Genomic DNA, 18966 nt, shown 5'->3' on the forward strand with positions numbered 1-18966 from the left:
ACATACGGTGCGTCTCGTATTGGAATAGCAATACGCAACGGACCGTATTGGAAAGGGGGATCCGATGCGTACCCACCCCGAGTTATCCGAGCGAGCCCAGGCATCCGAAGCATCCGAGACATCCGAGAGGTCCCGGCGGTCCGACGGGCTTGAGCAGCCTGGAAGCCCCGGTCGCCCCGACCGCGCCGCGGCCGCGCTGCTGGCGCTCTCGCTCGGCTACTTCACCCTCGGCACCAGCTCGCTGGCCGTGGTCGGCCTCGGCACGCCGATCGGCCACGACCTGCACACCGGGCCCGGCAGCGTCGGCGTCCTGGTCAGCGTGTTCGCGCTGAGCTTCGCGCTGGCCGCGCCCTTCGCCCCCGCCCTGCTCGGCCGGCTGGACCGCCGGACGGCGCTCCTGGTCGGCCTGGCGCTGCTCACGGCCGGCGGTGTGATCGGCGCCCTCGCTCCCTCCTACGGGGTGCTGGCCGCATCCCGCGTGGTGGCCGGGCTCGGTGGCGCCGTGTTCGGCCCGGCCTCCTCGGCGGTGGGCTCGCTGATCGTCCCCGAGGAGCGCCGGTCCCGGGCGCTGGCCACCGTGTTCGCCGGTATGACGGTGGCGGCGGTCGCCGGAGTGCCGCTCAGCTCCTACCTCGGCGAGGCCGTCGGCTGGCGCTGGGCGCTGGCGGGGGTGGCGGGCGCGAGCCTGCTGGCGCTGGCCCTGGTGGCCGCCCTGGTCCCGGCCGTTCCGGCGGGGGAGCCGCCGACCACCGCCGCCTACCGGGCCGTGCTGGCCACCCCGGGCGCCGCGGCGACCGTACTCACCACGCTGTTCTGCATGGCCGCCCAGTTCACCGTCTACGGGGTCGCCGGCGCCTACCTCGCCGCCCGCTTCGCGGCCGGACCGGGCGCCGTGACGGGGGTGCTGTTCGCCTTCGGCGCGGTCGGCGTCCTGGGCAACGCCTGCGGCGTCCGGCTCTCCGCGCGGCTCGGCGGCGCGGCCACCGTCACGGTGACCCTGGCCGGCCTGGCCGCCGCTTTCCTCGGACTGCTCGCAGCCCCGCGCGGCCTGGCCGCGGCGCTGCTGCTGTTCGCCGTCTGGGCCTTCTTCGGCCAGCTCTACCAGGCCCCGCAGCAGGCCCGGCTGATCGCTCTCCGCCCCGGCCAGCGCGGCGTGCTGCTCGCCCTCAACGCCTCGATGCTCTACGTCGGCATCAGCCTCGGCAGCCTGCTCGCCGGTGCGCTGCTGTCCGCCCTCGGCGCCCGCGCGCTGCCCGCCGTCGGTCTCGCCGCGCTCGCCCTGGCCGGCCTGGCCCACCTGCTCTCGGTCCGTGGCCCGGGCCGCAGCAGGCCCGTCACCGCCGTCACCGTCAAGTCCCGTACCACCCAGCCCTGAACAGGAGCCGTCCCATGAATGCCATCACCGATCCCGCCGCGACCGACCTCGCCACCGCGACCGACCTCAGCGCCGCCCGCGCGCTGGTCCGGGACTACCTGGAGACCGTCTGGAACCAGGGCCGGACCGACCTGGCCGACCGCTACCTCGCCGAGGACCTCGCCCAGCACAACCCCAACCTCCCCGACGGCCGGGCGGCGCTCACCGCCTTCGTCGACGGCCTGCGCGCCCAGCTGCCCGAGCTCCGCTTCGAGCTGCGCCGCCTGGCCGCCGACGGTGACCTGGTCTTCGCGCACTCGCTGTTCACCGCCGCCCCGGGCGACGAGGGCCGGGCCGTCATCGACGTCTTCCGCCTCGAAGGCGGCCTGATCGCCGAGCACTGGGACCTCAACGAGGCGGTCCCCGCCACCACCGCGAGCGGCCGTCCGATCGTCTGACCCCCCCGCCGCCCACGGGCGGCCCACCCGCCGGCTCCCCCTCGGCCCGCCAGGGGGAGCTGGCATGCGGTCGTGGATGCATGGATCCACACAGTGCCTCTCAAGCGCGGCACGCCTCGCGTGTCAGAGGGGCGGCGTACCGTAATTGGCATGTGACTCCTCCTCTCCGAGAGACGGAGAGGCTTCTCGCTCGGCTCCGGGAGCCTCATGACGGCCAAGCCCTGACCGCTGTCCGAGGACAGGTGACTGATTGCATGTCACGCGACGGAAGCGGACGACTACGCAAGGAGATGGATGGACGACACCGCGCACCGCCTCACCGCCGCCCCGACCCCGTACGACCACGCCGCCGAGGCCCGCTGGGTGCCCGAACCGGACAAGCGCCCCGGCCGGACGGCGTTCCAGCGCGACCGCGCCCGCGTGCTCCACTCCGCCGCCCTGCGCCGGCTGGCCGGCACCACCCAGGTGGTCGCCCCGATGCGCAGCGACTTCCCCCGCACCCGGCTCACCCACTCCCTCGAATGCGCCCAGGTGGGCCGGGAGTTGGGAGCCGCCCTGGGCTGCGACCCGGACCTCGTCGAGACCGCCTGCCTGGCCCACGACATCGGCCACCCGCCGTTCGGCCACACCGGCGAGGAGGCGCTCGACCAGGCCGCCGAGGGCTGCGGCGGCTTCGAGGGCAACGCGCAGTCGCTGCGCATCCTCACCCGCCTGGAGCCCAAGCGCTTCGCCCCGCAGGACGAGCAGCCCGCCCGGCTGGCCCCCTGGCCCGGCCGCAGCGTCGGCCTCAACCTGAGCCGCGCCGCCCTCGACGCCGCCACCAAGTACCCCTGGACGCACGGCTCCCACCCCCTCGACCCGGTCTCGCCCAAGTACGGCGTCTACGCCGACGACCTGCCGGTCTTCCGCTGGCTGCGGGCCGGCTCCCCGGCCGGGCGCAAGTGCTTCGAGGCCACCGTCATGGACTGGGCCGACGACGTCGCCTACTCCACCCACGACGTCGAGGACGGCCTCCAGGCCGGCCACATCGACCCGGACGTGCTGCGCGCGCCGAGCGAGCGTGCCGAGCTGTTCAAGGTCGCCGAGCGCTACGCCCGGGACGCCGAGCCCGAGGAGCTGGCCGACGCCCTGGACCGGCTGCTCGCCCAGGAGTGGTGGCCCCGCTCCTACGACGGCTCGGCCCGGTCCCGGGCCGCCCTCAAGGACCTCACCAGCCAGCTGATCGGCCGCTTCTGCCTGGCCGCCGAGCAGGCCACCCGTGCCCGCTACGGCCCCGGCCGGCTCACCCGGTACGCGGCCGAGCTGGTGGTGCCGCGGGACGTCCGGCTGGAGTGCGCGGTGCTGAAGGCGGTCGCCGTCCGGTTCGTGATGCAGCGCGACGAGCAGGCCCAGCTGCGGGCGCGCCAGCGGATCGTGATCGCCGAGCTGGCGTACGTGCTCAACCAGCGCGCCCCCGAGGGCCTGGACCCGGTCTTCGCCGCGCTCTACCGGGAGGCGGACGACGACCGCGCCGCCCTCCGCGCGGTGATCGACCAGATCGCCACCCTCACCGACGCCTCGGCCATCGCCCTGCACGGCAAGCTGGTCGGAGCGGCCTGGACGTAGCCCCCCGTGCTGCCGCCGCGCCGGGCCGCGCGATGCCCGGTCCGGCCGGAAAGCCCGCCTCGCCCGGTCCGGCCGGAAAGCCGCCCCGGTCCCGCCTCCCACTCCGCCCGGGCCGCCCCGCTCGCCCCGGCGCAGCCGGTAACCCGCGCCACCCCAGTAGACTTCCGGGGTGGCCGGGCGGATCAGGGACGAAGACGTACAGGCGGTGCGCAGCGCACTGCCCATCGACGTGGTGGTCGGCGACTACGTTCAGCTCACCAACGGTGGCGGTGGCGAGTACAAGGGCGTCTGCCCCTTCCACGACGAGAAGTCCGCCTCCTTCTACGTGAACCCCGCCAAGGGCGTCTTCCACTGCTTCGGCTGCCAGGAGAACGGCGACACCATCGCCTTCCTGATGAAGATCGAGCACTTCACCTTCGCCGAGGCCGTCGAGCGGATGGCCGCCCAGGCCAACATCACGCTCCGCTACGAGGAGGGCGGCTACAGCCCCCGCCATCAGCAGGGCGAGCGCACCCGCCTGGTCGAGGCGCACAAGGTGGCCGCCGCCTACTACCAGGAGCAGCTCGCCTCGCCGGAGGCGGAGATCGGCCGCCGTTTCCTGGCCGAGCGCGGCTTCGACGAGCAGGCGGCGCAGACCTTCGGCGTCGGCTACGCCCCGGCCGGCTGGGAGCACCTGGTCCGCTACCTGCGGGGCAAGGGCTTCAGCGACAAGGAGATCCTGCTCGGTGGTCTGGCCTCGCAGGGCCAGCGCGGGGGCCTGATCGACCGCTTCCGGGGCCGGCTGGTCTGGCCGATCCGCGACATCGCCGGCGAGGTGGTCGGCTTCGGCGCCCGCCGCCTGCGCGAGGACGACAACGGTCCGAAGTACCTGAACACGCCCGAGACGCCGATCTACAAGAAGTCCCACGTGTTGTACGGCATCGACCTGGCGAAGAAGGAGATCGCCAAGTCGGGCAGGGCGGTGGTGGTCGAGGGCTACACCGATGTGATGGCCTGCCATCTCGCGGGCGTCCCGACGGCGGTGGCCACCTGCGGTACCGCGTTCGCCGAGGACCACATCAAGATCATCCGCCGGCTGCTGATGGACACCTCCCAGTACCGCGGCGAGACCGTCTTCACCTTCGACGGCGACGCGGCCGGACAGAAGGCCGCCCTGCGCGCCTTCGAGGACGACCAGAAGTTCGCCGCCAAGACCTCCATCGCGGTCAGCCCCGGCGGCATGGACCCGTGTGATCTGCGCCTGGCCAAGGGCGACGACGCGGTCCGTGAGCTGATCGACAACCCGGTCCCGCTGTTCGAGTTCGCGCTGCGTTCGGCCGTCGCCCGGCACCGGGTGGAGACCCCGGAGGGCCGCTCGGCGGCGCTGGAGGAGGCGGCGCCGATCGTCGCCAAGATCAAGGACCGCTCGATCCAGCACGAGTACGCCGTCCGGCTGGCCGGCATGCTCGGCATCCTGGACGAGCAGTTCGTGGTGCGCCGGATCTCCCAGCTGGCCCGCTGGGACCGCGAGCGCCAGCAGAACCCGCGGGCCAACGGCCAGCAGCGGCGCCCCGAGCAGCCGCAGCCGACGAGGTCCGTCACCCCGCTCTTCCGCCTCAACCCGCGCGACCCGGCACAGTTCGTGGAGCGCGAGCTGCTCAAGCTGGCACTCCAGCACCCGGACCTGGTCGCCCCGGCCTTCGACCACTACGGCGAGGACGAGTTCCCGACCCCGCCGTACACCGCCGTGCGCCGCGCGATCGGCCAGGCCGGCGGGGCGGCGTACGGGGTCACCCTCGCCGACTTCACCAGCGCGGTGCGCGAGGCGGCCCCGGACGACCAGGTGCGGTCGCTGGTGACCGAGCTGACCGTGGAGCCCGTGCGGTCGCGCCGCAAGGCGGACGCGGTCTACGCGGGGGAGTTCCTGGTCAAGCTGCGGCTGCTGGCCGTGGACCGGCGGGTCAACGAGGTCCGTGGCCACCTCCAGCGGCTGGGCACCCGGGCCTCCGCGGAGGAGCTGCACGCGGTGCAGACCGAGCTGTGGCAGCTCCAGCAGTACGGTCAGCAGCTGCGCAGCCGCGGCGCCGCGGCGCTGTAGTCGCGCCGCCGGCCCGGCTGGAGACGCGGCCGCCCCGCCCGCCCGGAGACCGGGCCGCCACACCCGGTCGGAGAAAGTCCGCGCACGAGTCTCGGCCGCGGAGTGTGGCGTGCCCCACACTGGAGGGCGTCCCAGCTCCGTACAGCGCGGGTCCGCCAGAGTCGCGCCCGCCCCGAGGGGATGCCCGTGGACCAAGGCCTTGCCGCGACCACCCGCCCGACCACCGACCCGCTCGCCCCCCACGACGACCACGGCCGGGCCGGCTCTCCGCCGCCGGACGGTGCCCGGGTGCCCGTGCAGGGCCTCCCGGCGGGCCACCCCGAGGCCCCCGAAACCGAACCCGAAACCGAACCCGAAACCGAACCCGAAACCGAACCCGAAACCGAACCCGACACCGAACCTGACGCCGCATCCGACACCGAACCCGACACCGATCCCGAAGCCGAGGCGGCGCCCGATGACGCCGAACCCGACCTCGACGCCGACCCCGGTCCCGTCGGCGCGACCGGCCCCGCGGCGGACCTGCTCCGCCAGTACCTGCGCGAGATCGGCCGGATCCGGCTGCTGAACGCCGCCGAGGAGGTGGAGCTGGCCCGCCGGATCGAGGCCGGTCTCTTCGCCGAGGAGCGGCTGAACCGTGTGCCGCCGCCCCCCGACCCGCTGGCCGTCGAGCTGGACACCCTGGTGGTGATCGGCCGGATCGCCAAACGGCGGCTGATCGAGGCCAACCTGCGTCTGGTGGTCTCCGTCGCCAAGCGCTACATCGGCCGCGGGCTGACCCTGCTGGACCTGGTCCAGGAGGGCAACCTCGGCCTGATCCGGGCGGTGGAGAAGTTCGACTACGCGCGCGGCTACAAGTTCTCCACCTACGCCACCTGGTGGATCCGCCAGGCGATGAGCCGCGCCCTGGCCGACCAGGCGAGGACGATCCGGGTGCCGGTGCACGTGGTCGAGCTGATCAACCGGGTGGTCCGGGTGCAGCGCGCGCTGCTCCAGGAGCGCGGGACCGAACCGACCCCGGCCGAGATCGGCGTCGTACTGGAGCTGACCGAGGCGCGGGTGCGGGAGCTGATCCGGCTGGCCCAGGAGCCGATCTCGCTGCACACCCCGGTCGGCGAGGAGGACGACGTGGCGCTCGGCGACCTGATCGAGGACGCCGACGCCGCCTCGCCCGCCGAGTCGGCCACCTTCCTGCTGCTGCGCCAGCACCTGGACGCGGTACTGGCGACGCTCGGCGAGCGGGAACGCCAGGTCGTGCAGCTCCGCTACGGCCTGGACGACGGCCGCCCCCGCACGCTGGAGGAGATCGGCGTGCTGTTCGGGGTGACCAGGGAGCGGATCCGCCAGATCGAGTCCAAGACCCTGGTGAAACTCCGCGACCACGCCTTCGCCGGGCAACTCCGCGGCTACCTGGACTAGGGAGTCCTGCCTGGACTAGGACGCGGTGGCGCTCGGGGCCGCCGGCGGCGAGGCCGGGCCGATCGGGATCGGGGTGGAGGCGACCAGGTGGGCCAGGTCGGAGGCGCCGAGCGTGCAGGCGTCCCCGGCCGGCTGGTGGCCGCAGACCTGGAAGGTCGCGGCCGGGTCCGCCGCGTTCACCATCAGCGAGTAGTTGTCGTACCCCCAGTGGATCAGCGCCGTCTCCGTCTCGCCGGTGCTGCTGGTGACGGTGGAGTAGTCGCCGGGCTCGCCCTCGGTGATGGCGGCCCATGCGGCCTGGCACTTCTGGCTGTAGCGCAGGTAGATGACCACCTTGCCCATGTTGCTGGTCTGGAGGGTCCGGGCGTCGCTACCGCAGCCGGTGGCCTTGGGGTCCTTGTGCGAGCAGCCGATGGCCTGGCACGCGGAGCCGGGCACGGCGGGCTTGGCAGCCGGGCTCGTGGTCGCGGTCGTGGGCGTGGCGGGCTGCGCGAGGGCGGCAGGCTCCTGCCCGGAGCCGTGCGTGTACCGGACCCCGGCCAGCACCAGCAGCGCCACCGTCACCAGGGCGCCGGCCGCCAGCGCCGCCGGCCGCCGCCACCACGGCGAGGCCGTGGCGGGCTCCCAGCCCTCCACCGCGCCCGCGACAGCCCCCGTCAAGGGGTCCGCGGCAGACTCCACCACGGGCTCGGCGGCAGACACGACCACGAGCCCGGCCACCGGTGGGGCGGTGTCCTCCGCGGCACCCTCCGCGCTGCCATCCGCGGCACCCTTCGCGGTGTCCTCCGCAGTGACATCCGCGGTGCCCTCCGGTGCCGTCGCCCCGGCCCAGAGCGCCCGCAGCGCGGGGCCGTCGCACTCCACCGCCCCGATCAGCGCGTCCAGCGCCTGGTCGGTGACGACCCGTTTGCCGTTGAGCCAGCGCTCCCAGGAGGCGCGGCTGTAGTGAGTCCGGGCCGCCAGCTCGGACAGTGAGAGCCCGGTCGCGTCCTTGACGGCGCGAAGCTCCTCCGTCAGGCGTCGGGCGGGGCCGGACAGTTCGTCCGGGAGTTGCTTCCAAGCGGATGCCATGCGGCCTTCCCAACATCAGAAACGGGGAACGCGGGATCGAGGACAGGGCCGAGTTGGGCACCGGCCCGGGGCCTGGGGGCGTCTCCGCGTCTCCAACCTCACCGGCCTGCCGTCTCAAACCCCAGGTCATGGCGCTGAGACGGACGGAAGTGTCTCACACCCCCGGTGGCCGCTCGAACATCCACAGGTCCATCGTGCAGAGTTCTCAGGCCGGTCCGTTTCGGGCGCAGGGATCCTTCGTCCGGGCACCGATTCCGAGGCCGGCTCCTGACGTCCCGAATCCCCCACACCGCTTGCGGCAGCCTCGCGGGGGGAGGCTGCCCCGAGCGCAGGGACGCGGGGGGGGGGGGGGGGGGGGGGGGGGGGGGGCCGCCCCCCCCCCCCCCCCCCCCGCCGCGATCACCTCCCCTGTCCGCCACCGCGCGGTGCCCGGGGGGAACGCGCCCGGGGGAACGCTCAGTGGTGGAAGCCCATGCGGGGCGGTACCCCGAGGTCCTTCAGCGGGCCGGGCTGGCGCCGCAGCTCCGGCAGCAGCCGGGTGAGGTCGTTGAGCAGCAGGTCGGCGAGGTCCCGGGAGAAGCCGTTGCGGCAGACCACCCGCAGTACCGAGAGGTCCTCCCGGTTCTCCGGGAAGGTGTACGCGGGCACCTGCCAGCCGCGCTCGCGCAGCCGGCGCGACACGTCGAACACGTCGAACGGGACGTCGTCGGTGGTGGTGAAGGCGAAGACCGGGAGATCCTCGCCGCGGGTCAGCAGCCGGAAGCAGCCGAGCGCCTCGATCTGCCCGGCCAGGTAGATGGCCACCTCCCGGGAGGCTCCCTGGACGGCCCGGTAGCCGTCCCGGCCGAGCCGCAGGAAGGTGTAGTACTGCGCGATCACCTCGGCGCCCGGGCGGGAGAAGTTGAGCGCGAAGGTCGGCATCTCGCCGCCCAGGTAGTTGACCCGGAAGACGAGCTCCTCGGGCAGCGCCTCGCGGTCGCGCCAGAGCGCCCAGCCGACGCCCGGGTAGACCAGGCCGTACTTGTGCCCCGAGGTGTTGATGGAGGCGACCCGCGGCAGCCGGAAGTCCCAGAGCAGCTCGGGGTCGAGGAAAGGCGCCACCATGCCGCCGGAGGCGCCGTCCACATGGACCGGGACGTCCAGGCCGGTCCGCTGCTGGAGTTCGTCGAGCGCCGCGCAGATCTCCGCCACCGGCTCGTAGGAGCCGTCGAAGGTGGAGCCGAGGATGCCGACCACGCCGATGGTGTTCTCGTCGCAGAGGGCCACGGCCTGCTCGGCGCCGAGGTGGTAGCGCTCGCCCTCCATCGGGGCGGTGCGCGCCTCGACCTCCCAGAAGTTGCAGAACTTCTCCCAGCAGACCTGCACGTTGATGCCCATCACCAGGTTGGGCCGGGCACCGGCCGCGTAGCGCTCGGCGTTGCGGCTCATCCAGCGGCGCTTGAGCGCGAGGCCGGCCAGCATGCAGGCCTCGCTGGAGCCGGTGGTGGAGCAGCCGACCGCGCCGTCCGGGTCGGGGGCGTGCCAGAGGTCGGCGAGGATGGCCACGCAGCGCCGCTCCAGCTCCGCGGTCTGCGGGTACTCGTCCTTGTCGATCATGTTCTTGTCGAGGCACTCGGTCATCAGCCGGGTGGCCTGGATCTCCATCGACGTGGTGACGAAGGTGGCCAGGTTGAGCTTGGCGTTGCCGTCCAGCATCAGTTCGTCGTGGATCAGCTGGTAGGCGGTGTCGGCCGGTACCGGACCGTCGCCGAGCCGGTGCAGCGGCGGCGCCAGCTCCATCGCGCCCAGCGGGTCGGCGGCGCCGACGAACGGGCTTACGGTCAGCCGGCGATCGTCGCCGGCTCCCTTGTGCAGAGCCATGGGATCCTGCCGCCCTTCGGTCCGGTAGCCGCGTCGCCTTCCACGCTGCCACCGGGCGCGGGGTGACGCATCTTCACGAGCCTCGCCCTCGTCACCCCGCGGCCCGTCTCAGCCGGCCGTCTCCGGGTGGACCTGCTCCCGGGCGGCCCGGTACTGCTGGCGTACCGCCGCGCCGACCGGCAGGTCCTGTTCGGCGTCCGGGGTGACGGTGACCGTCTCCGGCAGCTCCCAGCGCGGCGGCTCGGGGGTGCCGGCCAGCGCCCAGGCGGCCTGCCGGGCCGCGCCGCGCGCCGCGTGGGCGCCGGGCGGCGGCACCACGACGGGGACGCCGAACAGCAGCGGGGCGATCTGCCGGACGGCCGGCAGCCGTCCGGCCGCGCCGAGCAGGAAGACCCGCCTCACCTCGACGCCCCGGGCCCGCAGCACGTCCAGCGCGTCCGCGAGGTTGCAGAGCATGCCCTCGACGGCGGCCCGGGCCAGGTGCTGGGGGGTCATCGACTCGGCCCGCATCCCGGTCAGCGTGCCGGCCGCATGCGGCAGCGCGGGCGTCCGCTCGCCGTCCAGGTAGGGCAACAGCACCATCCCGTACGCGCCGGGGGAGGACTGCAGGGCCAGGTCGCTCAGGCCCTCCAGGTCCTGGCCGAGCAGGGCGGCGGTGGAGCGGAGCACCTGGGCGGCGTTCAGGGTGGCGACCATCGGCAGGTGGCGGCCGGTGGCGTCGGCGAAGGAGGAGACCAGCCCGGTGGCGTCCACCACGGCCTGCTCGTGCACGGCGAAGATCGTCCCGGAGCTGCCGAGCGAGACCGCCGCGTCGCCGGGTTCGAGGCCGAGACCGAGCGCGGCGGCCATGTTGTCGCCGGTGCCGGCCGAGATCAGCAGCCCCTCGGGGGTGTGTCCGGCGGGCTCGGCCGGACCGAGCACGTGCGGCAGCTTCAGCTCGTGCCCGAGCGCCAGCTCGACCAGGTCCTGCCGGTACTCGCCGGTGATCGGCGACCAGTAGCCGGTGCCGGAGGCGTCGCCCCGGTCGGTGGTACGCCGTTTGGGGTGGCCCAGCAGCTGCCAGACCAGCCAGTCGTGCGGCAGCAGCACCTCGGCCACCCGGCGGGCGTTGGCCGGCTCGAACTCGGCCAGCCAGCGCAGCTTGGCGATGGTGTACGTCGGGCCGGGGACGGCGCCGATCGCGGCCGTCCAGGCGGCCGGGCCGCCGAGCGCGTCCAGGAGGGCGGCCGCGGCGCCGCTGGAGCGCGGGTCGTTCCAGAGGATCGCGGGCCGCACCAGCACGCCGCCGGCGTCCAGGCCGATCATGCCGTGCTGCTGCGCGCTGACGCCGATCGCCCGGACGCCCTCCAGCAGGCCGCCGGCGGCCGCGTCGCCGAGCGAGTGCAGCCAGATCTGCGGGTCGGCCTCGCCGGCCCGGGTGTCCTGGCTCTCCGGCGAGGGGTGCGGGGCCTTGCCGGACCGCAGCACCGCACCGGTCTCGGTGTCGCACGCGACGATCCTGGTGCGACCGGTCGAGCTGTCTATCCCCGCGACGATGGCCATGTCGAGATCATGCCTCAGCGGGCGTCCGGGCGCGGTCCGTCCGGGCAAGTGTTGCCCGTTCGGTACCGCTCCGGAGCCGTCGCGGACGCCCGGCCGTCACCGCCCGGTCACGGCCGGAAGGTACCCCAGCTGTCGTCCTCCACCCGGGGGCGGTTGAAGTACGACACCCGGTCGGTGACCGCGTTCGGCAGCCGGTCCCCGACCTTGCCCGCGACGGCGTCGGCCGCCTTCCCGGCGGCGGCGCCGGCCTGCTGCTTGGCCTTGTCGGCGGCGGTCTGCACCTTGGGGTTCTGCGCGACCTGCCGGGTGACCCTGGCGATCTGTTCGTACCGCTGGCGTCCGGCCCGCGAGCCCAGCACGTAGCCCGCCGCGAGTCCGACGATCAACGACAGCTTCCACATGATCGGATTCCACCCTCTCCTGGCGGCCTCTGCCGCATTGCCCTACCCGTCCTTCGGGGCGGCGAACCGTCCGTGCCCCCAGCATCCCCGTGCGCTGTGCCGGGCGCGCGCCGGGCACGCCGGGCGGGGGCGCCGGGGCGGCCGGGGAAAGCGATTGGCGGACCACCCCCCCGAGTGCGCTAATGTATGTCCCGCAGCGAGCGCCGAGGAGCCCGGGAGACCGGGGGCCGAAGCGGAAGCCCGATCCCCCATAGCTCAATTGGCAGAGCAGCCGACTGTTAATCGGCAGGTTATTGGTTCGAGTCCAATTGGGGGAGCTCAGGTGGCGGTCCTCTCGGGGGCGGCCGTCCTGCCCGTGGTGCGACGCTTGTCCACCGTGATCCCGCATAGCTCAATTGGCAGAGCAGCCGGCTGTTAACCGGCAGGTTTTTGGTTCGAGTCCAAATGCGGGAGCTTCACCGGGTGCGCCCGGTGACTGCTCAGAGCGAAGGCCCCCCGGTCGACCGGGGGGCCTTCGTGTTGTGCTGCTCACACCGGTCTCGCCCTGCTCACGCCGGTGGCACCCTGCTCACGCCGGTGTCGCCCTGCCCGCGCCGCCCGCCCGGGGCGGACGTCAGTCGGTGGCCCGGCGGTACAGCTCGGCGACCCGGTTGTCGAAGGTGATGCTGTACGAGGTGCCCGGGCTCTCGCCGCCCTCCTGGTAGCCGCCGATCACGCCGATCACGTTGCCGGTCGTGGTGATCCACGGGCTGCCGCTGGTGCCGTTGGTGTAGCCGCCGCAGTCGAAGCGTTCCTGGGTGGGGCTCTGCGGGCTGGTCCGGACCGCGCAGGTGATCGGCTCGTCGCGCTCGTTGGGGTAGCCGGTCACCGAGACGGCGAGGCCGAAGCCCTGGCCGGTGCCGAGCGGGTTCCCGCCGACGGCATCCTCGATCTCCCGGCCGTCCACCGGCCGGAGGGTGATGAACGCCACGTCGTACTCGGGGTCGTCGTCGGCCGCCCAGCGCGGATCGACGGTGACCGCCTGCACCGGCCAACTCCCGTACGGGGAGTAACCGTTGCGGTAGCCGGGGGTGAACACCAGGCCGTCCAGCAGGCCGATCCGGCGGCTCTGCACGCAGTGCGCGGCGGTCACCAGCAGATTCCGTCGCGGGCTGTGCACCACGCTCGCCGTGCAGGCCCGCGGCCCCTGGGCGGTGTGGATCGAGAGGGTGCCGACTCGGTCGCCCGTCGGGCTCTGCGGCGCCACCGCGGCGGTCGGCGGCTTCTTGTCCCCGCTGCCGCAGGCGGTGCCGGAGGTGAGCAGCAGGGCCGCCAGCGCGACCGCCTGGGCCGCGCGGCCGGGCCGTACCGGGCGGGGGGCCATCGGGGCTCCGTCTCGTCCTCGGGGGCGGCCCCTGCGGGTCGTGCGGACCGCCTTTCGTGAGGAAGATCTACCAGTCCTGGCCCGGCGGCGCCAACCTCCGAGCCCGGCGGTTTCCCTTTGGGGCGGACGGCGCCGTGCCGTGCCGGGCCCGGCACGGTCAGCCGGTGGCGCGGTCGTACAGGGCCTGGACCTTGTCCCCGAAGTAGCTGCTGTACGAGGTGTCGGGCGAGTCGCCGCCCTCCTGGTAGCCGCCGATCACGCCGACCACGGTGCCGGTGCGGGTGTCCGCGTCGAAGTCGGTCACCCAGGGGCTGCCGCTGGTGCCTCCGGTGTAGTCCGGACAGTCGATCCGCAGCTGGGTGGGGCTCTGTTCGGAGGTGGTGTTGCTGCAGGTGATCGGCACCTCGCTGGTGCCCGGGTAACCGGTGACCTTCACCGGCAGCCGGTAGCCGCGGTTGACGCCCAGCCGGTTGGCGCCGAGCACCTGCTGCACCTGCTGCCCGTTCTGCGGCTGGACCACGGCGAAGGCGACGTCGACGTCCGGGTCACCGTCGTCCTTCCAGGCCTGGTCGACGGTGACCGCCAGCAGCGGCCAGACTCCGCTCGGGGTGTCGCCGTCCCGGTAGCCGGGGACGAAGACGAGGTCGCTGCGCTGTCCGAGCTGTGGGTCCCACACGCAGTGCGCGGCGGTGACGATCAGGTTGAGCCCGGCGCTGTCGACCACGCTGGCGGTGCAGAAGTGGTCGCCGTCCGCGTTCCGAGTGAAGACGGCCCCGACCAGGCCGTTGAGCACGGTGGGCTTGGCGGTGCGGGTGACGCCCGTCTGCCGGCCGAGCGCGCCGCGCAGCCGTTCCGGGCTCCAGCCGTGGCTGTCGGTGGAGGCGGAGGTCGCGCCGGCGGCCGAGGCGGGGTGCGACCGCACCGTCGGGCTGGCGCCGCCGGGGCCCGCCGCGGTGGTGCAGCCCGCCGCGGCCAGGACCGCCAGCGCGGCGCCGGCCGCCACCAGCTCACGTACCGTCATCGGCCCAGGCTCCCCGCTGCCGCCGTGGGCCCGCCACCGGAATTGCTCCGCGTGGGGAGGTGCGCTTCCGTGCGCACCCATGTGCGCCCCCGGCGCGCACCACGGGTGATCGACCGGCTATGCTGCCCGGGACGGCCTTGCGGGGCCGTCTGCTGCTGCCGCGACCGGGCGACCGGTGCGCGCGGCGAACCGGGGCGGTAGCTCAGCCGGTTAGAGCAGGGGACTCATAATCCCTTGGTCGTGGGTTCGAGTCCCACCCGCCCCACCTCGAACACGTGACAGATCGTCCGATGGAAGGTCGGGCCGGCCTGCACACATGCCCGAGGCCCACGCGGCACTCTAGTGGCAAGGCCGGTCGGAATCCGCCTCAACACCCCGAGATTCACCCTCCTAGTGGAGACCCGGCGGACATGGCGCGGGAGAGCCGGCCTCTGGCAACTCTGGCGGGCCTCCCGGCGCGAGCGGACCGCTTCCTGACCGCAGGCCGCCGACGATCGCCGGCTCCTCGAACGCATTGCCCCCGTCGGGGACCGTCCCTGGTGAGGACGGCGCCGGTGCCCGTCCGTGCGGGGCTGGCTTCCCCATGGACGGTCGGGACCACCGGACGCCTGCGGTGGCAGGATCCGGCCGTGACGCCGCACCCGGGACCCGTCGGATGGCAGCTTCCTGCAGCGGCCGGCGGATTCGCCCGCTGCCCTGCCTAGGCTCCTCCCGTACCTCGTCCAGCCAGGTACCTCATTCATCGAGGGCACACCCGGCACGGGTTCTCCCGGCGATGAGTGAGGGGAGGAAAGGACCACCTCCATGACGTCCCGCTCCGAGCAGGCAGCCTCCCGCCGTTCGTCCTCCCCGCGCAGCCGGACCGTGCTCTGCCCGGTCGACGTGCGGATTCTGGAGGGGATAGCCCGCGGCCACTCCAACCTCCAGCTGGCCACCCACCTCTACCTCAGCCGCCAGGGCATCGAGTACCGGGTCGGCCGGATGCTGCGCCTGCTGCGGGCCTCCAACCGGGCCTCGTTGGTCGCCCGCGCCCACTTCCTCGGGATTCTCGCGGAGGGGACGTGGCCGCCCCGGGTCCTGCCCCGGTTCAGCGAGGACGACGGGGGTGCCGCCCGCCGTGAGCCGGACGAGCCCGCCGGGCGGGCGTCGTTGTAGGGCCGTCCGTGTTGCCGGGCCTCCCGTCCGGCGGCTCAGCGGCCGGTCCGGACCGGGAAGTCGAGCGCGCCGGGAGCGACCGCGGGGGCGAGGCCGGCGGCCGCGGCCCGGCCGAGCAGGCCACGGACCGCCGCGTAGCCCTCGTCCCCGATCGCGGCGGTGTGCCCGTTCACGTAGAGGCCGATGTGCTGGTCCACCACCTGCGGCGCCATCTCCTGGGCGTGCCGGAGCACGTACGGCCGGGAGGCCTGCGGGTCGTCCCAGGCGTACCGCACCGAGTCGGCGGCTGCCCGGGCGAGGACGCCGAGGGCCTGTTCGCCCAGGCTCCGCCTGGCCACGATCGCGCCGAGCGGGATCGGCAGCCCGGTCTCCCGCTCCCAGACCTCGCCCAGGTCGGCGAGGCTGCGCAGGCCGTACTCGTGGTAGGTGAACCGCGCCTCGTGGATGACCAGCCCCGCGTCCACCAGGCCGTCCCGGACCGCCGGCATGATCTCGTGGAACGGCAGCACCACGACCTCACCGATGCCGCCCGGGCTGCCGGGCGGTGCGGGCGACACGGCCGTGGCCGCCCAGAGCCGGAACAGCAGGTACGCCGTCGACCGGCTGCTCGGCACGGCGACCCTGCGTCCCACCAGTGAGGCCGGCTCGGCCGCGTCCCTGACCAGGACCAGCGGCCCGCAGCCACGCCCGAGCGCGCCGCCGCTGGGCAGCAGCGCGTACTCGTCGAGGACGTACGGAAGGGCGGCGTAGGAGATCTTCAGGACGTCCAGCGAGCCCTGCTCGGCGAGCCCGTTGGTGACGTCGATGTCCGCGATCCGGACCTCGAGGGCGGGCGCGCCGGGGAGCAGACCGTGCGACCAGGCGTGGAAGACGAAGGTGTCGTTGGGGCAGGGCGAGTACGCGATGGAGAGCGGTGGCACCGGCTCACCCTTCCTTGTCGGACGACGGCGCGTCGGGCCGCGGCCGGGCCCACCCCTCCAGGGAAGCGGCTGCGGTCTGGGGATTTCCCTGGAAAGACCTCGCCAGGATGAGGGCGCACCGTGCCTCACGGGCACCGACCTAGGGGGTTCTGGCATTGGACGCAGGGCTGAAGCGCGAGCTGGAGGCGAAGGTCTACGCGGGTGAGCGGCTGACCCGGGAGGACGGGATCGCGCTCTACGAGAGCGATGACCTGGCCTGGCTGGGTGGTCTGGCCCACCATGTGCGGACGCGGAAGAACGGCGATGTCGTCCACTTCAACGTGAACCGTCACCTCAACATGACGAACGTGTGCAACGCGTCCTGTGCGTACTGCTCGTTCCAGCGCAAGCCGGGCGAGAAGGACGCGTACACGATGCGCATCGAGGAGGCCGTGCGGCTGGCCAAGGCGATGGAGGTGGACTCCCTCACGGAGCTGCACATCGTCAACGGTCTGCACCCGACCCTGCCGTGGCGTTACTACCCGCGGTCGTTGCGGGAGCTGAAGGCGGCGCTGCCGAACGTGTCGCTGAAGGCGTTCACCGCCACCGAGATCCACTGGTTCGAGAAGATCAGCGGCATGCCGGCCGACGAGATCCTGGACGAGCTGATCGACGCCGGGCTGGAGTCGCTGACCGGTGGCGGGGCGGAGATCTTCGACTGGGAGGTCCGCCAGCACATCGTCGACCACGACACCCACTGGGAGGACTGGTCGCGGATCCACCGGCTCGCGCACGGCAAGGGCCTCAGGACGCCGTCGACGATGCTCTACGGCCACATCGAGGAGCCCCGGCACCGGGTGGACCACGTGCTGCGGCTGCGGGAGCTGCAGGACGAGACGGGCGGGTTCCAGGTCTTCATCCCGCTGCGCTACCAGCACGACTTCCACGACTCCAAGGACGGCGTCGTGCGGAACAGGCTGATGGCGCGCACCGAGATGGCCACCGGTGCGGAGGCGTTGAAGACCTTCGCGGTCTCCCGGCTGCTCTTCGACAACGTGCCGCACGTCAAGGTGTTCTGGGTGATGCACGGTGTCACGACGGCGCAGCTGGCGCTCAGCCATGGTGCGGACGACATGGACGGCTCGGTGGTCGAGTACAAGATCACCCATGACGCGGACAACTTCGGCACCCCGAACAAGCTCGGCCGGGACGACCTGCTGGGCCTGATCCGGGACGCCGGCTTCCGTCCGGTGGAGCGCAACACCCGCTACGAGGTCATCCGCGAGTACGACGGCCCGGACCTGACGCGCCGGGAGACCCCGCAGGCCATGCGCCTCTGACCTCGACGGCCCCCACCCCGACGACGATCGGCAGGTCCCAGCCATGCCCACGAAGACCCACGACGAGCCGCACGACGAGGAACTGGAGGTCTGGATCGACCAGGGCCTCTGCACCGGGGACGGGATCTGCGTCCAGTACGCGCCGGAGATCTTCGAGCTGGACATCGACGGCCTCGCCTATGTGAAGGACGAGGACGACGAGCTGCGCCAGCAGCCGGAGGAGGCGGTGACCGTGCCGCTGCCACTGCTGCGGGACGTGGTGGACTCGGTGCGGGACTGTCCCGGGGACTGCATCCACGTACGCCGCCGCAGCGACCGGGTCGAGGTGTACGGGCCGGACGCGTGACCGGGCGTGTCCGGCAGCGGCCCAGGACCGGCCACATCCGGTTCCTCAACTGCCTCCCCCTGCTCTGGGGGCTGGCCAGGACCGGCGACCTGCTCGACCTCGACCTGACCTTCGGCACGCCGGACCACCTGAGCGCCGCACTGGCCCGTGGCGACCTCGACATCGGCCCGATCAGCCTGGTGGAGTTCCTCCGCAACGCCGACGACCTGGTCGCCCTCCCGGACATCGCGATCGGCAGCGACGGGCCGGTGATGTCCTGCCTGATCGTGAGCGAGGTACCGCTGGCCGAGCTGGACGGCGCCCCCGTCGCGCTCTGCTCCACCAGCCGCACCTCCGTGCGACTGGCCCGGCTGGTGCTCTCCGACCTGGTGGGCGTCAAGCCGAACTACTTCGTCCGTCCGCCCGACCTGGCGACCATGCTCTCCGACGCCTCCGCGGCCGTGGTGATCGGCGACCCCGCGCTGCGGGCCTCGCTGCCCCAGGCCCCCCGGCAGGGGCTGGAGGTGCACGACCTGGGGGAGATCTGGCGGGACTGGACGGGGCTGCCGTTCGTCTTCGCGGTGTTCGCGGCCCGCCGCGACTTCCTGGCCAGGGAGCCCGGGACCGTGCACCAGGTCCACCGGGCGCTGCTGGCGGCACGCGATCTGGCCCTGGACGAGATGGACCTGGTGTGCGAGCGGGCCGCCCGCTGGGAGGACCTGGACGCCCCCACGCTGAAGCGTTACTTCACCTCGGCGCTCGACTACGGCCTCGGCGAACGCCAGCTCGCCGGCATCGCGGAGTTCGCCCGCCGGGTCGGCGGCGACGCCGGCGCGGGCTTCCCGGAGGACGTCCGGGTGCGGCTGCTGGACACCAGCGCACGGGGGAGCCGACCAGTACAGCCGGACGTGACCAGCAACAAGCCGACGAACTGAAGGAGAGGGCGGCGACGTGTCGAAGCTCGAAGAGGAACACCCTGGTCTGCAGGCCGTGCTCGACCGGGCCGCCGGTGGTGGCCGGATCACGCCGGAGGAGGCGTTGGAGCTGTACCGCTCGGCGCCGTTGCACGCGTTGGG

At 73.2% G+C, this 18966-nt stretch carries 16 protein-coding genes and 3 tRNA genes; 12 read left to right on the forward strand and 7 right to left on the reverse strand.

The features are described from left to right. Positions 1-64: 64 nt before the first annotated feature. The 5 genes from ACZ5WK_RS20595 to ACZ5WK_RS20615 all read left to right on the forward strand — a co-directional run bounded on the left by ACZ5WK_RS20595 (position 65) and on the right by ACZ5WK_RS20615 (position 6913). Positions 65-1375 carry an MFS transporter gene (locus tag ACZ5WK_RS20595; RefSeq protein WP_465548789.1) on the forward strand — a complete coding sequence of 437 codons (1311 nt, stop codon included), beginning with the start codon at positions 65-67 and terminating at the stop codon, positions 1373-1375. Positions 1376-1389: 14 nt separating this feature from the next. Beyond that, the gene (locus tag ACZ5WK_RS20600; protein WP_465548790.1) at positions 1390-1812 is read left to right on the forward strand and encodes a nuclear transport factor 2 family protein; all 423 of its coding nucleotides are present in this window, start codon (positions 1390-1392) and stop codon (positions 1810-1812) included. Between the two features lie 294 nt (positions 1813-2106). After that, a complete protein-coding gene (locus ACZ5WK_RS20605; protein WP_465548791.1) occupies positions 2107-3417 on the forward strand; it encodes a deoxyguanosinetriphosphate triphosphohydrolase in 1311 nt (436 codons plus the stop codon). Between the two features lie 169 nt (positions 3418-3586). After that, a complete protein-coding gene (gene dnaG, locus ACZ5WK_RS20610) occupies positions 3587-5494 on the forward strand; it encodes a DNA primase (protein WP_465548792.1) in 1908 nt (635 codons plus the stop codon). Positions 5495-5674: 180 nt separating this feature from the next. Beyond that, positions 5675-6913 (forward strand): RNA polymerase sigma factor, encoded by a 1239-nt coding sequence (locus ACZ5WK_RS20615; RefSeq protein WP_465548793.1) that lies wholly within the window; start codon positions 5675-5677, stop codon positions 6911-6913. Positions 6914-6928: 15 nt separating this feature from the next. Here ACZ5WK_RS20615 and ACZ5WK_RS20620 read toward each other — a convergent pair whose 3' ends face one another. From ACZ5WK_RS20620 to ACZ5WK_RS20635, 4 genes are all read right to left on the reverse strand, one after another. Next, complete coding sequence (locus ACZ5WK_RS20620; protein ID WP_465548794.1) at positions 6929-7984, reverse strand: helix-turn-helix domain-containing protein; 1056 nt, start codon at positions 7982-7984, stop codon at positions 6929-6931. Between the two features lie 456 nt (positions 7985-8440). Beyond that, positions 8441-9844 (reverse strand): glutamate decarboxylase, encoded by a 1404-nt coding sequence (locus ACZ5WK_RS20625; RefSeq protein WP_465548795.1) that lies wholly within the window; start codon positions 9842-9844, stop codon positions 8441-8443. 108 nt (positions 9845-9952) lie between these two features. After that, positions 9953-11386, reverse strand: coding sequence for an FGGY family carbohydrate kinase (locus tag ACZ5WK_RS20630; RefSeq protein WP_465548796.1), 1434 nt, complete (start codon positions 11384-11386; stop codon positions 9953-9955). A gap of 107 nt (positions 11387-11493) precedes the next feature. Then, a complete protein-coding gene (locus ACZ5WK_RS20635) occupies positions 11494-11787 on the reverse strand; it encodes a hypothetical protein (RefSeq protein ID WP_396323273.1) in 294 nt (97 codons plus the stop codon). 244 nt (positions 11788-12031) lie between these two features. On the opposite strand from ACZ5WK_RS20635, the gene ACZ5WK_RS20640 reads away from it, so the two are divergent. Beyond that, positions 12032-12104 (forward strand) — tRNA-Asn (locus ACZ5WK_RS20640). Positions 12105-12167: 63 nt separating this feature from the next. Continuing rightward, positions 12168-12240, forward strand: a tRNA-Asn gene (locus tag ACZ5WK_RS20645). Positions 12241-12400: 160 nt separating this feature from the next. Here ACZ5WK_RS20645 and ACZ5WK_RS20650 read toward each other — a convergent pair. Beyond that, entirely contained in the window at positions 12401-13150 is a 750-nt protein-coding gene (locus tag ACZ5WK_RS20650) for a trypsin-like serine peptidase (protein ID WP_465548797.1), read from the reverse strand. A 157-nt stretch (positions 13151-13307) separates the two neighbouring features. Beyond that, on the reverse strand, positions 13308-14171 hold the full coding sequence (locus tag ACZ5WK_RS20655; protein WP_465548798.1) for a trypsin-like serine peptidase: 864 nt from the start codon (positions 14169-14171) through the stop codon (positions 13308-13310). 191 nt (positions 14172-14362) lie between these two features. Between ACZ5WK_RS20655 and ACZ5WK_RS20660 the strand changes: the two genes are divergently transcribed. Next, positions 14363-14436, forward strand: a tRNA-Ile gene (locus ACZ5WK_RS20660). Positions 14437-14975: 539 nt separating this feature from the next. Next, positions 14976-15326: a LuxR C-terminal-related transcriptional regulator gene (locus tag ACZ5WK_RS20665; protein WP_465548799.1), complete on the forward strand. Its 351-nt coding sequence runs from the start codon at positions 14976-14978 to the stop codon at positions 15324-15326. Positions 15327-15361: 35 nt separating this feature from the next. Here the strand turns inward: ACZ5WK_RS20665 and ACZ5WK_RS20670 are convergent, their stop codons facing one another. Then, positions 15362-16246, reverse strand: a complete 885-nt coding sequence (locus ACZ5WK_RS20670; protein ID WP_465548800.1) for a 1,4-dihydroxy-6-naphthoate synthase — start codon at positions 16244-16246, stop codon at positions 15362-15364. Between the two features lie 155 nt (positions 16247-16401). On the opposite strand from ACZ5WK_RS20670, the gene mqnE reads away from it, so the two are divergent. Genes mqnE through ACZ5WK_RS20685 form a run of 3 tightly spaced genes read left to right on the forward strand, consistent with a single transcriptional unit; the run spans position 16402 to position 18825 of the window. Continuing rightward, the gene (gene mqnE / locus ACZ5WK_RS20675) at positions 16402-17565 is read left to right on the forward strand and encodes an aminofutalosine synthase MqnE (protein WP_465548801.1); all 1164 of its coding nucleotides are present in this window, start codon (positions 16402-16404) and stop codon (positions 17563-17565) included. Positions 17566-17608: 43 nt separating this feature from the next. Further along, positions 17609-17911: a ferredoxin gene (locus tag ACZ5WK_RS20680; RefSeq protein WP_465548802.1), complete on the forward strand. Its 303-nt coding sequence runs from the start codon at positions 17609-17611 to the stop codon at positions 17909-17911. Continuing rightward, on the forward strand, positions 17908-18825 hold the full coding sequence (locus ACZ5WK_RS20685; protein WP_465548803.1) for a menaquinone biosynthetic enzyme MqnA/MqnD family protein: 918 nt from the start codon (positions 17908-17910) through the stop codon (positions 18823-18825). Before ACZ5WK_RS20680 ends, ACZ5WK_RS20685 begins: the two co-directional genes overlap by 4 nt. Positions 18826-18966: the final 141 nt, after the last annotated feature.

It is taken from the genome of Kitasatospora sp. NPDC032757 (genome assembly GCF_055579305.1).